Source organism: Planococcus sp. SSTMD024 (assembly GCF_041320495.1).
In the GTDB taxonomy this organism is placed as follows: Bacteria; Bacillota; Bacilli; order Bacillales_A; family Planococcaceae; genus Planococcus.
Map to the genome: position 1 here is coordinate 98,499 of NZ_JBGGNS010000021.1, position 12,709 is coordinate 111,207.

At 51.3% G+C, this 12,709-nt stretch carries 14 protein-coding genes; 4 read left to right on the forward strand and 10 right to left on the reverse strand.

What is annotated here, in order from left to right; translation table 11 throughout:
* Positions 1–25 precede the first annotated feature (25 nt).
* Positions 26–163, reverse strand: a complete 138-nt coding sequence (locus AB9R92_RS07550; protein ID WP_370668856.1) for a hypothetical protein — start codon at positions 161–163, stop codon at positions 26–28.
* 136 nt (positions 164–299) lie between these two features.
* Here AB9R92_RS07550 and AB9R92_RS07555 point away from each other — a divergent pair, with 136 nt between their 5' ends.
* Entirely contained in the window at positions 300–761 is a 462-nt protein-coding gene (locus AB9R92_RS07555) for a BsuPI-related putative proteinase inhibitor (RefSeq protein WP_370668857.1), read from the forward strand.
* 44 nt (positions 762–805) lie between these two features.
* Here AB9R92_RS07555 and AB9R92_RS07560 read toward each other — a convergent pair whose 3' ends face one another.
* Complete coding sequence (locus AB9R92_RS07560; protein WP_370668858.1) at positions 806–1,333, reverse strand: YcxB family protein; 528 nt, start codon at positions 1,331–1,333, stop codon at positions 806–808.
* 108 nt (positions 1,334–1,441) lie between these two features.
* Here AB9R92_RS07560 and mug point away from each other — a divergent pair, with 108 nt between their 5' ends.
* Together mug and AB9R92_RS07570 are read left to right on the forward strand one after the other, a co-directional pair.
* Positions 1,442–1,987, forward strand: a complete 546-nt coding sequence (gene mug, locus AB9R92_RS07565) for a G/U mismatch-specific DNA glycosylase (RefSeq protein WP_370668859.1) — start codon at positions 1,442–1,444, stop codon at positions 1,985–1,987.
* Positions 1,988–2,086: 99 nt separating this feature from the next.
* Entirely contained in the window at positions 2,087–2,836 is a 750-nt protein-coding gene (locus AB9R92_RS07570) for an SDR family NAD(P)-dependent oxidoreductase (RefSeq protein WP_370668860.1), read from the forward strand.
* 41 nt (positions 2,837–2,877) lie between these two features.
* On the opposite strand, the gene AB9R92_RS07575 is transcribed toward AB9R92_RS07570, so the two are convergent.
* Entirely contained in the window at positions 2,878–3,654 is a 777-nt protein-coding gene (locus AB9R92_RS07575) for an SDR family NAD(P)-dependent oxidoreductase (RefSeq protein WP_370668861.1), read from the reverse strand.
* A 16-nt stretch (positions 3,655–3,670) separates the two neighbouring features.
* Positions 3,671–5,236, reverse strand: a complete 1,566-nt coding sequence (locus AB9R92_RS07580; RefSeq protein WP_370668862.1) for an AMP-binding protein — start codon at positions 5,234–5,236, stop codon at positions 3,671–3,673.
* Positions 5,237–5,628: 392 nt separating this feature from the next.
* On the opposite strand from AB9R92_RS07580, the gene AB9R92_RS07585 reads away from it, so the two are divergent.
* Positions 5,629–6,225 carry a TetR/AcrR family transcriptional regulator gene (locus AB9R92_RS07585; RefSeq protein ID WP_370668863.1) on the forward strand — a complete coding sequence of 199 codons (597 nt, stop codon included), beginning with the start codon at positions 5,629–5,631 and terminating at the stop codon, positions 6,223–6,225.
* A gap of 73 nt (positions 6,226–6,298) precedes the next feature.
* Here AB9R92_RS07585 and AB9R92_RS07590 read toward each other — a convergent pair whose 3' ends face one another.
* From AB9R92_RS07590 to AB9R92_RS07615, 6 genes are all read right to left on the reverse strand, one after another.
* Entirely contained in the window at positions 6,299–7,198 is a 900-nt protein-coding gene (locus AB9R92_RS07590; protein ID WP_370668864.1) for an alpha/beta fold hydrolase, read from the reverse strand.
* Between the two features lie 126 nt (positions 7,199–7,324).
* Complete coding sequence (locus tag AB9R92_RS07595) at positions 7,325–8,305, reverse strand: SPFH domain-containing protein (protein ID WP_370669094.1); 981 nt, start codon at positions 8,303–8,305, stop codon at positions 7,325–7,327.
* A 29-nt stretch (positions 8,306–8,334) separates the two neighbouring features.
* A complete protein-coding gene (locus AB9R92_RS07600) occupies positions 8,335–9,114 on the reverse strand; it encodes a TPM domain-containing protein (protein ID WP_370668865.1) in 780 nt (259 codons plus the stop codon).
* Entirely contained in the window at positions 9,111–10,139 is a 1,029-nt protein-coding gene (locus tag AB9R92_RS07605; protein ID WP_370668866.1) for a TFIIB-type zinc ribbon-containing protein, read from the reverse strand. The genes AB9R92_RS07600 and AB9R92_RS07605 overlap by 4 nt, the downstream gene beginning before the upstream one ends.
* 48 nt (positions 10,140–10,187) lie before the next feature.
* Positions 10,188–10,904, reverse strand: coding sequence for a PspA/IM30 family protein (locus tag AB9R92_RS07610; protein ID WP_370668867.1), 717 nt, complete (start codon positions 10,902–10,904; stop codon positions 10,188–10,190).
* Between the two features lie 216 nt (positions 10,905–11,120).
* The gene (locus tag AB9R92_RS07615; protein ID WP_370668868.1) at positions 11,121–12,539 is read right to left on the reverse strand and encodes a YfcC family protein; all 1,419 of its coding nucleotides are present in this window, start codon (positions 12,537–12,539) and stop codon (positions 11,121–11,123) included.
* Positions 12,540–12,709: the final 170 nt, after the last annotated feature.

Here is a 12,709-nt window from a genome sequence, read left to right on the forward strand (position 1 = left end):
CTTCTCAGAGCCTTTCCCGTGCGCCTTAATTCATGAATAAATAGAGGAGATACAACGGAATCAATCCCATCGCCATGTATTTGGCGACTGTGACTGTGCTCATGCCGAGGCATTTCATTTTCGCCGTCAGCGCTTCGCGGAAATCGATGAACCATCCGGGCATTACAAGGCCCTCCTTTAGGGTATAGTGCTAGTATAGGACAGCAAGCGGGCACAAGAACAGCACAATGCACTCGTTTCTGTAACTTTTTGTGGCCACTTGCGGTCTACTCTATAGACAAAAAAGGGGGGCGAACCCGATGAGGCAAAAAACCGCAATCGGCTGGCTAATGGTTCTGATCGCCGCTATTTTGCTCGCGGCATGCGGCACCGAAAGTGACAATCTTCCGGAAGATCCGGATTCAGGGGGTGAAATCATCGAAGGTGAAGTGACATCGACCATCGAAGAGACCGGCAATGGAACTTACCGCTATACCGTTAAAAACGATACGCAAGAAGCAGTGACATTCAATTTCACGAGCGGGCAGCGTTATGATTTCACATTGACCGATGAAGAAGGCGTCGAAGTGTTCCGCATGTCGTCGGTCAGCATGTATACGCAGGCACTCGGCGAGGAAATTTTGCGCCAAGGCGAGGAGCTCCAATACGAGATCCAAGTGCCGGAAGCCAATCTCGAACCTGGCACCTACACGTTGGAAGTATGGTTGACACCGACAGAAGGCACGACTTATCCGGCAAAAATCGAGCATACGATCGAATAGAAAAAAACCGAACCGTTCAATGCGGTTCGGTTTTTTTCGTCCAGTCAGCCTCCTGCAGTTGCCGAGACTTTTTCAGCCAATAGCTCAAGCAGTGAGTCCAATTCCGGTACCGCCTGTTTTGGCACAATCAGCGCAGACATCGCGCTGTTGTACAAATACAAATTGTCCGCATCTTCCCCATATTTTTCGATTCCTGACCAGTGCACCTGGGCTTCCCCGTTTTTCGTCACTTCCCGGATCCCTTGTGAATCGATAGACAGCTTATGGACGCCGAGCAACCCTTCATTTTTTCCTTCTCTGATCATTTTCCGGCTTATGCGCTTAATATTCCAATAGAAATAAGGCGGAAAGAAAACAATCCACAAGACCGCGAATATGACAAAAGGAATCATCAGTCCCCCGATCGACCAATCGAAAATCGGCCCCATCACGAACGGCATCATCAAATAAACGATTGGAACGACAAAGCGTTGAATTGCCAATGAGCGTTTGACCGCTTGCGAATGTTTCGAGTGATAGAGATTAAACGCTACATATTGCTGTTCCTTCAACTCATAAGAAAACTCCTGCATGGCACAGCTCCTTTGAGCAAGATGAATTCATCATTGCCATTTTCTTCTATTATACGATGGTTCAGTGCAGAATATATTATATTTTTTTGATACGCTAATAACCTGTAAATGCATTTATTCGAAAGGAGCTTTCTGTTGGAACTCACACCGATACCCGATCACCTGAAGGACCATCTCGACATCCTGTTCGTCGGATTCAACCCAAGCATCCGCTCAAGTGAAACCGGCTACCATTACGCCAACCCAAACAACCGCTTCTGGAAAATCCTTGTTGAATCCGGTCTGACGCCAAGAAAATACACACCCGAGGAAAACCACGATTTGCTGGAACTCGGCTACGGTTTGACCAATATCGTCGCCCGCCCGACCAAAGAGGCAGCCGACATCACAAAAGAAGAATACAAAGAAGGCGCCAAACAATTGAAACGAAAAATTGAACGCTACCGCCCAAAAGCGGTCTGTTTTGTCGGCAAAGGCGTCTACCTCCAATTCAGCGGCAAAAAATCAACCCATTGGGGCAAGCAGCCGGATTCGACCGTTCCTGGAGTTATCGAATACGTCGCCCCCTCTTCGAGCGGCCTCGTGCGCATGAAGCAAGCCGAAATTGTGGAAATTTATGAGGGCTTGAACCAGTTAATCCATAAGAGCCATTGAATCTTCCTGTTAATCCACTACACTCTCCGCATTGATTATCCAGCACTTGTTGCGGGTAAACAAAAAAGGAAGCGATTTAGCACAAGGAGGAGATTCTACATGGCGAAAACAGCAATCATCACAGGAGGCGGCAGTGGGCTCGGCCAATCCGCAGCACTGCGCCTGGCACAGGAAGGCATCAATATCGCAGTCGTCGACATCAGCGAAAAAGGCGGCAATGAGACAGTCGAGAAAGTGAAAGCGCTCGGCCCGGATGCGATTTTCATCAAAGCTGACGTATCAAGAGCCGAAGACGTGAAAAACTACGTCGATAAAACGGTCGAACATTTCGGCTCCATTGATTATTTCTTCAACAACGCCGGGATTTCCGGAAGCGGCAAGCAATTCCTCGACACCGATATAGAAGAAATCGAGCAGATCGTCGGCATCAATATGCTCGGGGCGCTCTACGGCCTGCGCTACGTCGCGGAAATGATGGTCAAAAACGGCGGCGGTTCGATCGTCAACACGGCATCGAGCGCCGGGGTGATCGGCCAGGAAACGGTCGTGACGTATTCTGCGACCAAGCACGGCATTGTCGGCATGACCAAATCACTCGTCGCCGAATACGCCAAAGACGGCTTGCGCGTCAATGCCGTGGCGCCAGGCCCGACTGAAACGCCAATGGTCAAAGCGTATTTTGACGCCAATCCGAAAATGAAACAAAGCGCAGAAGAAGGCATTCCGCAAAAACGCCTCGGCACAGCAGACGAAGTCGCCGAACTCGTGGCGTTCCTGCTCACTTCAAAAGCACAATACATCAACGGCGATGTCATCCGCATCGACGGCGGGTTCACCAGCACGAAGTAATAGAAAAAGGTTCCACGGGATAAACCCCTTGGAACCTTTTCTTATGCGCCGATGCCTGCCCCGCCGCACACTTTCAACACTTCTCCTGTCACGTATCCCGCTGCGGGTGATGCTAAATAAGCGACCGCTTCGCCGATATCTTCCGGCTGCCCGGGGCGCTTGATCGATTGCAGCCCGAGTGGATAATTGACGCCTTTGGTGATGGCAGTCTCCACGGGCCCCGGTGCGACGCTATTGACGGTGATGCCGAACTCGCCGACTTCTTTTGCGACCCATTTCGTGAAAGCGATGATGCCGCCTTTCGATGCGGCATACGCAGGGCCTGAACGCCCTTGCCGTTCGCCGTCTTCGCCGTAAGAAATGGCGCCGCCCATCATGCCGGAAATCGAACTGATGTTGATGATGCGCCCGCTTCCCTGATTGACCATATGTGGATAGATGGCCGCTTGCGTGAACAAAAACGTGCCGCGCAAGTTCGTGTCGATATCGCGGCTCCACTCCTCATCCGTCATGTCTTTTAAGTTAAGGCGCGATACGGTGCCGGCGTTATTGACGACAATGTCGATGCCGCCGAATTCTTCTACCGTTTGGTGAATCGCCTGTTCGACTTGCGCCCGGTCACGGACGTCCACTTGCAGCGCCAACACGCGGATGCCGGAAAACGCGGATTCAAGCTGCTGTTTCGCATCGTCGCAATCGAGGATATCCGTGAGGACGATCGAAGCTCCCCGTTTTGCGAGTGCTTTCGCGCAGGCAAAGCCGATGCCGCGTGCGCTTCCTGTAATGAGTGCCACTTGATTGTTTAATGTGTCTTCCATACAGCCTTCTTCCTTTCTATTCGCCCAGTTTCTTCAATTCAAGTTCTTTCAGTTTATGCTTTTGGATTTTGCCGACGGACGTGCGGGGGAAGTCTTCAACAAACTCAATGGCTGAGGGCACTTTGAACTTCGCCAACTGGCCATTGCAGTAGTCAATCACTTCCTGTTCCGTCGCCGTTTGCCCCTGCTTCAAAATGACGAATGCTTTCAATGCCTCGTCATGCATCGCATCCGGAATTCCGATGACAATCGCTTCATAGACAGCCGGGTGCTCCATGATGACATTTTCCACTTCACTTGCCGCAACATTTTCACCGGCACGCTTGATCATGTCCTTTTGGCGGTCGACGAAATAATAAAACCCGCCCTCCGATTTCCGTGCCTTGTCGCCTGTATGGAGCCAGCCGTTTTGCAAAGTTTGGCTGGTCGCTTCCGGATTATTGAAATAGCCTTTCATGATCGTCTGGCCGGGAATGCCTTCAAGCAAGATCTCTCCCGGCTCCCCGTCCGGAACTTCATTGCCTTCTTCATCGATCAGCTTGATGCGCGACCCTGCGATCGGTTTGCCGATGCCCGTATTGTCTTTCGCCCCTTGCAAAGGATTCATTAAAGGCGGCGCGATCGTTTCCGTCATGCCGTAGATTTGGTAAAGCGAGGTATTGTATCGCTGTTCGAACGCCTTCAATTCCTCGGCTGTCACCGACTGGGCAAAAATGACGGCGCGCAGCTTATTACTCCGCTCCTCTTCATCGTATGGCTGTGCGAGGATCATGCGGATCGGCGCCGCAAAGAGCGAACCGAGCGTTGCGCCGAGGCGTTGAACTTGGCGCCCATAGCGGCTCGCGCTGAAGCGTTCGGTAATGGCGACGCTGCCCCCCGCCACCAGGCTCGGCATGATCATATAATATTGGCCGTTGCCATGGAACATCGGCAAGACGACAAGCGCACGGTCTTGTTCCGTAAAGCCGATATGCTCCGCTACGGCCTGTCCCGTGTAGATGTAATTGGCGTGTGTAATAAGGCAGCCTTTCGGTTTCGACGTCGTTCCGGAAGTGTACAAAATCGCCGCCACATCTTCCGGCAGAACATCCGCTTCCGGCGTTTCACCTGAGAACTCTTCTATCATTTTGTTAACGCTTTCAAAATTATCCGACTCGTCCGTCCGCGCCAGGACAATCTGCCGAAGCTTCGGGAGATTCCCTTGGATGGCTTTGAATTTCTCGATATACTCCGCTTCCGTGATGAGCATGACCGATTCGGAATGGCCGATCAAGTATTCCATTTCCGCTGCAGCCGATAAGATATTGGTCGGCACCATGATGGCCCCGAGCTTTGCGAGCGCGAACCAGCACACGACGAATTCCGCGGAATTCGGCAAATGCAGCGTCACTTTGTCGCCCTTGCGGATGCCGCGTGCGTATAGCGCGCCGCTGAATTTTTCCACCCGATCCAAAAATTCGCCGTAACTGTATTCTGTCACTTGCTCTTGATTGTCTTCGAATACCAGGAACGGCTGCTCGCTGCGTTTTTTGCATTGGGCATTTAAGAGATCGATCAATGTCAGTTCCGCTGTCAAAATCATCAACATCCTCTCTCGTCTTGTCAATTCCATAGACCGCAGTCTATAATCTATAGACTATAGTCTATTCAATTCGACAGAGCTTTGTCAATCGTTTTCAAACAATTCAGTCGAATCATAGAATACACTCCATTACAGATACCTTTTTTATTTGAGATTCTACTGTAGAAGATATTCCGCAAAACAGCTGAAAAGCTTTGCTCAACTCTCACGCTGTTCGAGCATCGCAAACGAATTAATTCAGCTACGCTTCACTAATTCGCTTCCTGGGGGCTTGCGCTGTTTTGCTCCATATCTATTGAATAGTTCAGATGAAACGACTTCATCACTTTCTTTTACTATACCGATATCTCTCATTAGTGTTATATGCTTAAACTAGAAGAAAGGTGGCCATTATGACGAGCAGACAGGAAAAAGCGATCGAGACAAAACAACGCATCCTCCGTACGGCTCTTGACTTGTTCAGTGAAAAGGGGTTTGATGGGGTGTCGGTCGATGAAATCGTCCGGAAAAGTGAAACTTCCAAAGGGGCATTCTATGGGCATTTTGCGTCCAAATACGATATCTTCTTAGAAAAAATCAAGGAAATCGACCAATTCTATCGTGATTTCCAGGAAAGCCTGCCTGAAATTTTGCCGGCAGAACAGAAGATCCGCAAGCTCGCGATCGCCCAAATGAAATATTTGCAGGACGAGTTGGGGCGGGATGGCATCCGTTCACTTTATGCCTATGCGCTCACTCCTTCTGTCGATAATTACCTGTCCGATACGGAGCGCCCGCTATACGCGATTCTCGAACAATTGGTTTTAGAAGGGCAAGAAAAAGGCGAATTGACCTCTTCCGCATCATCCGGCCGGCTTGCGCTGCTTCTCTCCCGCAGCATGCGCGGGACGCTTTATGATTGGGCAATCTTCAATGGCGGCTTCGATTTGGCCGGTGAAATCGACAGCTGGCTGGAATTGCTTTTTTCCGGGCTGCGGGTTAAAAAGTGAAAAGCGATTCTTCTTCCCTATGCGCAAGCTTCGAAAGGAGGCTTTTCGATAAGGGGGGCGAATCGCTTTTTCTTCATGCATGTCGGCTGATAAACTGCTTGATGGCCGTCGATCCTTCTGGTTGATGGCCGGACAAAAGATGGCCGCCGTTTTCAAAAATGGCCGTTTCAGGATGTGTGCGGGAGATGAATTTTTCGATGCTGCCGAACTTCGCCACGGGATCATCTTTAGCGTGAATCACAAGAATCGGGGCTTTGATTTCTTCTACCGGATACTTTTCGTAATGCACGTCCATGTCGAGATTCGTCAGCTTGGCGTCAGCTTCGATACCACCCCGCCGAACCTTGATCGGGAGCATCGTCTGAAAGAAAGCCTTATCGGCTTTTGAACCGAACATCACGCCGAAAACCGGTCGCATGAACTTCGTTGACAGCCATATCGTAAAGTCACTGAGCAATGCGCGTGGAGGGCCCGCTGGCTTCGCTTGTTCAGGCGTTATTTTACCGGAAGGAACTCCTGAAGAAATAAGGATTAGCCCCTTGATCCGTTCCGGGTAAAGCAGCGCAAAAGATATCGCTGCTGCACCGCCGGCAGAAGTTGCCAGCACGAAAGTTTTTTCGACATTCAGCCTATCGAGTAGCTCCGCAAATACTGCGGCTTGATTCTGAGGTGTCGGCTCGGGTGGAAGTTCGGAGCCCGGGTAGCCAAAACGGGACAATGCGATCTTGCGGCACCCTTCACCAACCACGCCTTGGAGCGAAACCATGCCTTGGTCGTAGCCGCCGAAAATACCGTGGCTTATTAAAACAACTTCCCCTTGGCCTTCATCTACATAAGCCATCTTGCCGAATTCCGATGTAAAAGCACTTGCCCGATATTCCTCGAGGCGCTTGTAGGCCTGCCGCCTGTCAATAACATACAGCGGCACAATGGCAGCAGCCACAAGGCCTGCAAGCTTAAAAACCTTGTTCATAAAACATCCTCCTTCCATCTGATGGTTCTGTTAATTTTTCCGTACCGTCCATTGTCGGCTGCAATGAACTGAATGCACATAGGAAAAAAGCCGTTCGCGACATACGTGAACGGCTTTTGCCAGTTATTATTCGACGAGCTTTTGCCCGCAATTTGGGCAGAACTTGGCGCCGCTCACCTTCTCGCCGCAATTCGGGCAGAAGTTCGGGCCTTGCTGTCCTTCTCCGCCCGCAGATGGCTGGCCACCCGGTTGGCCGCTCGCATTTGTTGATTCTTTTTGATCGTTCATCATTTCCTTGGCGATATTCATTCCCATCATCATGCCGGCCATATCGGACGCCGTATTCGATCCCGACGATTTGCCCATCGCATCCGCAACGGATATCTGCTGGTATCTCGAGACATCGCCGACCATGCCGTGCGAGGCGTTTTTATTGATCATGTCCTGGATTTCTTTCGGGTAGTTGAAGCTCATCACTTGGAAGCCGGTCACTTTCATGCCGTCATCCATGATCTCCATGTTCAAATCGTCTTGAATGCCACGGCCGATCTCGTGGGAATTGGACTGCAAATTAAACATGTCCTTGCCTTCACGCGTGATCCATTTCATCAACAATTGGTCAAGCCGCGCCGTAATGCGCAGCTGGACGTCTTCGACCAGATAGCTTTGTTTGACGCCCGCAACTTTGTCAATCAAATTGACATAATCATTCACTTTGAAATGGAAGGTGCCGTTTGCGCGGATCGGCATGCCGCCCGGAAGCTGCGGTGCGGGAATATTGATCGGGCTTTTCGTGCCCCATTTAACGGTAAATTCCTTCGTATTGACGAACAGCACCTCCACCCGCATGCCGCTGTTGAAGCCGAAGCGAAAACCTTTCAAGGTCGACAAAAACGGCACGATTTCAGAAACGATGTCGTACTCGCCTTCTTTTTCAAAAATCCCTTCTATCTTGCCGTTATTAAGGAAAATCGCGTCCTGTCCGGGCCGAATGATCAATCGGCTGCCTTTCTTGATTTCCTTATTCGTCCATTTCCAAAAGATCATATCGTCGCGGAACTCTTCCCATTCCACCACATCTGAAAATTGATTGCCGAAAAATGCCATGTTCTTCATTCCTTCCTCTCTTCGATTGCCTAGAAGCTGCGGCCGCCGCCGCTGAATGAACGCCCGCCGCCGGTCATGCCCCCGCCTCCGCCGAATCCGCCGCCATCCTTATTCTTCGGAATCTTGCTGCGGGTTACGGTTTTGTTGCGGAAGCGGTCATTCTGGCTGCGCACACGTGTGTGGTCGCGGTCGACATATGTGCCTGGGGTTGTCGTCACCCTGCCGCCGGCGTTATAGAGCATCGATCCGACGATGATGCCTGCGAGCAGAAGCGCGATAGCTAAATGAAACCAGGTTTTCAAAAAAATGCTCTCCGGGTTGACGCCGGGACGGTATTCCATGTATTCGCTCGAGGTGACCACGGTTTCTTCGAATGCACCGGCGTAATCGCCCGAGCGCATCTCCGGAATGATCCGGTCAAGCACGAGATCGACACGCTCCGAATCCAATGTCCGTTCGGCCGTGCCGAAACCGGCAAGATACACTTCTCGGCCGCCGATATCAATGGTGAGCAGCACGGCATCTTCTCGGCCGCTGCTGTCGGCGCGCTCATCGAAAAAGTCACCCATATAGCCTTCGATGGACTGCCCGTCGGTACTATCGGTCGAAAGGAACAGAAAATCCACGTCTTGTTCCGCGCCATATCGTTCCGCCAAAGCTTCCAGTTCCTGCGCTTGTTCGCCGCTGAGCAAGCCGGCTTCGTCGTAGATCAATTCACCGGTCTGTGCTGAAACGGAAAATCCGCCAATGAAAAACAACAGCAAAGCCAATATCGGCATCCACACCAGTTTATATGAACATTTTTTCACCACAATACACCCCCTACTGCAAAGGCGATGGCTTTCATGGCAACAAAGCTCGAAGCGGCGATGCCGGTGAACCACAGGGCAACTTTGCCGGCGCTGATCGGCGGCTTGCCGACCACTTTGCCGGTTTGGCCGTTCATCGCAAAGGTGTGTTCTTTATTGTCGAAATCGTAATACACCATCCATACGGGGAACAAAGTATAATAGACTTTCTTTTTTTGCGCATCGATTTGTTTATTCGTGTAGCTGACCGACGAATAGCCGGAAATGGTCGTGCTGATATAAGCGTCGATATACGGCACGATTTTCGATTCAACGCGTGAAAACAATTGCTCGTCGTCGAAATCGTATTTCTCAGCCAGGAAGCCGGCCAAATACGGCATGCGGAAATCTTTCAATTCACTGTAATCGTAAGGTTCCAGCTTGTCCATCAGCACGTCGTCCATTTTTTCGGAAGCATCCGCCGGCACTTTCAAATAGCTCAAATCGATTTCCCGGAACACGTCATAAAAGTTTGTTTCCGTATAAATCGTATCGCCGCTTTGATAGGTCCGGACTTGCGTGCCGATCGCCTGGATATGGGCTTCGCCTTCGATGTCGTAAAGCCAAAACGGCACATACATCCCGGTCATTTTCTTGATGCGGTCGCCGCTCGTAAAACCGCGCGGAGTCAAGCGCCCGCCGCGCGTCCATTTCTTGAACGCTGCGACCGCTTCGTCTTTGCTGACCGTAAACGGGATGACCTTGGCGGGGGCGAGATCTCCTGTCAACCGGTCTGCCAATACGACCGGTGCCCCGCAGAAGCTGCAATGGGTCGCGGTCGTCTCCGCTTCTGTCAGGATGATCGCCCCGCAGTTCTCGCAATGGTATTCCTTCGCTTCGCCTTCATCGAATTTCCGTTCAATGTTCTGTTCCGGAAAGGTTTCGATGTTTTCTTCATGGCCGCAGCTCGGGCAACTCAAGTGGCCCGAGTCGCTGTCGAACGCCATATCCGCCCCGCAATTCGGGCATTTATAATGGATGACCAAACGAGTTTCCTCCCTTCGCGCTTCAGGATCGTGTCCAGTGGCCGGACATTACTCGTTTTTTCCGATTTGGCTCTTCAATGCTTCGAGTTCCGCATCCACATTCGTGCCGGATTTCAAAGACTCCAGTTCCTCATCGACATTCGGGCCGTCGTCGTATTTCTTCGCCAAGTCCTTGATGCTCGTCTCGGAACTTTTATTGAGTTCAGCCATCGCGGCCGATTCGTCCAACTGTTGGTTGATTTTTTTCTCCATCGCATCGAATGCCGAGATGCGTTCGCCTGCGCCGCCAACGCTGGACGCGAAATCGTTCATGCGCTGCTGTGTCTTCGCGACCGCCGCTTTGCCTTTCAGTTCCTGGCGGCGCGATTCGAGTTCGCCGATGTCGCTCTCGAGTTTATCGTGCATTTGGCGCATCTGCTGCGTATTCGTCGCTGCGAGTTCGACCGCGGTTTCTTTGTCCGTCACGCGCTCCGACAGTTCCGCTTTGCGCTGGAGGAATTTCCGGGCGTCGTCTTCATTGCCCGCTTCGAGCGCTTTGACTGCGTAGCGCTGCATATCGTCCATCTCGTTTTTCAACTCATCCAGCTCACGGCGTTCGCGTTTCTCCGCAGCCATGATAGCCGCCGTCTCGGATTTCACTTTGCCGAGGTCGCTATTCAAATCGCGCAAATACTGATCGATCATTTTCTCCGGGTCTTCCGCCTTGTCCAGCATCGCGTGGATATTGCTCGTCATAATGTCTCTGAATCGTTTTAGGATCTCCATTTTCATTCTCCTCTTCCGTTGTTTTATTTGGCCATGCAAGCCTTGTTACCTGTCAGATTCCCTTTCATCACGCCAGTTAACCCTTCTCAGCAAGCAAATGGCGGAATAGTGTGAATACGGAAGAGCGGCGGAATTGGTTTCATTTGGTTTTTGCCGGAATGAAAAGAACCGCCCCCTTGCGCCGGTAAAAAAACGCTGGAGACGGTTTGAAATGATTTACATTGGGCCGTATTCGATAAACTGCGCGATGATGAGCGCCACCACGGCAACGGAGTACCAAACGATCAACAACGGGAAAATAAACTTCAGCCACTTCTCCCAACGGATCCCGCCGACAGCGAGTGTCGCCATGAAGTATCCGGATGTCGGGTAGAAAATATTCGTGAAGCCGTCACCGAGCAGGAATGCCAGGACCGCCGTTTGGCGAGTGACGCCGCTGATGTCGGACAAGCCGGTCATGATTGGCATCGTCACCATTGCCTGCCCGCTCCCCGATGGAATGAGGAAGTTGAGCGCCGCCTGGACGATGAGCATGAACACAGCTGTTAATGAATCCGGCATGATGCTGACGAATTCACCGAGCGCGTAAATGATCGTATCCATGATGTCGCCTGCATCGAGGACGACGGCGATGCCCCGCGCAATCCCGACGACGATCGCGCCGAGCAGGATCTTTTTGAAGCCTTCATTGAACGCATCGGCGATTTCGGAAGGCTTAAGCCCTGCGACAAGCCCTGCCGTAATGCCGATCAAGGCATAAAGGCCGGTCAATTCACGGAAATACCAACCATAATTCAAGAGGCCGAAGAGCAGCACGCCGAATGCCGCAAGCAATGTGAAAGCGGTCCACACTTGGCGCTTGGTCGCCTTCTGCGGCGCCATGTCTTCCGCCTCTGGCTCTACTTCGTTTTCATCGAAGACGATGCTCAGCTCCGGATTATTCTGGACTTTCTTGGCATAGCGCCAGACGTAAGCCATGCCGGCCAGCATGACAATCGCCAAGAGCGCAATTCTAAATCCGATGCCTGAATAAAGCGGCAGCTCCGCGATTTCCTGCGCTACCCCGAGGTTAGCAGGAATGGCCAAAGCCACGGAGAAACCGGCAATGGTCGAAACGAGCACGATGGCCGCAGCCGTAATACGGTCAAAACCAAGTTTTAGGACGAGCGGCAAGATCGCCGGAAGATAGATAAGCGACATTTCCACTTGGCCTGTAAAAGTCGTAAAGAGCGCAAACGGCAGCATCAAGGTCGGGATGATCCACAAGCCTTTGTCGGAAAACTTGCTGGCGAGTTTGTTAACACCGAGCGCAATGACCCCGGTCCGCTCAATCACCGCGAACATCCCGCCGATCATGATGATCCCGAAAATGATCTCCGCTGTCTGGATAAAGCCGTCCGGAATCGCGAACATGAATTCAAAGAACGTCACCGGAGATGATTCCGCGTATTCGAATGTTCCCGGAACGATGACTTCCGCCCCGCTGTCGTTCGCCTCGCGCTCGAATTGCCCAGCCGGGATGATATAACTCGCAAGCGAGGCGAGCGCAATCATGATGAAAAGAATGACGAAAATATGAGGCACTTTCACTTTGCTCTTTTTCTTCGGTTCTTTCGTTTCTCTCTGTTGTACCATCGAATCCCTCCTGCTTTGTTTTATTGACGAATATCTCCAGTCTATCCTATTTTCAGAAAACGGATGGGATAAATCCCAAATTCATGGTATTAGGCCTATAATCCGTTTAAAGGATAGGTGGATATTTTCTGTTTTGAACTTAGGATATTTTAATCAAAGATTTTTTGGAT

What these genes read in the sequence shown, in the direction of transcription:
- mug (WP_370668859.1), top strand. Translation starts at nt 1,442, where the DNA reads ATGCATTTATTCGAAAGGAGCTTTCTGTTGGAACTCACACCGATACCC.
- AB9R92_RS07610 (WP_370668867.1), bottom strand. Translation starts at nt 10,904, where the DNA reads ATGGAGATCCTAAAACGATTCAGAGACATTATGACGAGCAATATCCAC.
- AB9R92_RS07570 (WP_370668860.1), top strand. Translation starts at nt 2,087, where the DNA reads ATGGCGAAAACAGCAATCATCACAGGAGGCGGCAGTGGGCTCGGCCAA.
- AB9R92_RS07590 (WP_370668864.1), bottom strand. Translation starts at nt 7,198, where the DNA reads ATGAACAAGGTTTTTAAGCTTGCAGGCCTTGTGGCTGCTGCCATTGTG.
- AB9R92_RS07560 (WP_370668858.1), bottom strand. Translation starts at nt 1,333, where the DNA reads ATGCAGGAGTTTTCTTATGAGTTGAAGGAACAGCAATATGTAGCGTTT.
- AB9R92_RS07615 (WP_370668868.1), bottom strand. Translation starts at nt 12,539, where the DNA reads ATGGTACAACAGAGAGAAACGAAAGAACCGAAGAAAAAGAGCAAAGTG.
- AB9R92_RS07585 (WP_370668863.1), top strand. Translation starts at nt 5,629, where the DNA reads ATGACGAGCAGACAGGAAAAAGCGATCGAGACAAAACAACGCATCCTC.
- AB9R92_RS07575 (WP_370668861.1), bottom strand. Translation starts at nt 3,654, where the DNA reads ATGGAAGACACATTAAACAATCAAGTGGCACTCATTACAGGAAGCGCA.
- AB9R92_RS07550 (WP_370668856.1), bottom strand. Translation starts at nt 163, where the DNA reads ATGCCCGGATGGTTCATCGATTTCCGCGAAGCGCTGACGGCGAAAATG.
- AB9R92_RS07595 (WP_370669094.1), bottom strand. Translation starts at nt 8,305, where the DNA reads ATGGCATTTTTCGGCAATCAATTTTCAGATGTGGTGGAATGGGAAGAG.
- AB9R92_RS07580 (WP_370668862.1), bottom strand. Translation starts at nt 5,236, where the DNA reads ATGATTTTGACAGCGGAACTGACATTGATCGATCTCTTAAATGCCCAA.
- AB9R92_RS07555 (WP_370668857.1), top strand. Translation starts at nt 300, where the DNA reads ATGAGGCAAAAAACCGCAATCGGCTGGCTAATGGTTCTGATCGCCGCT.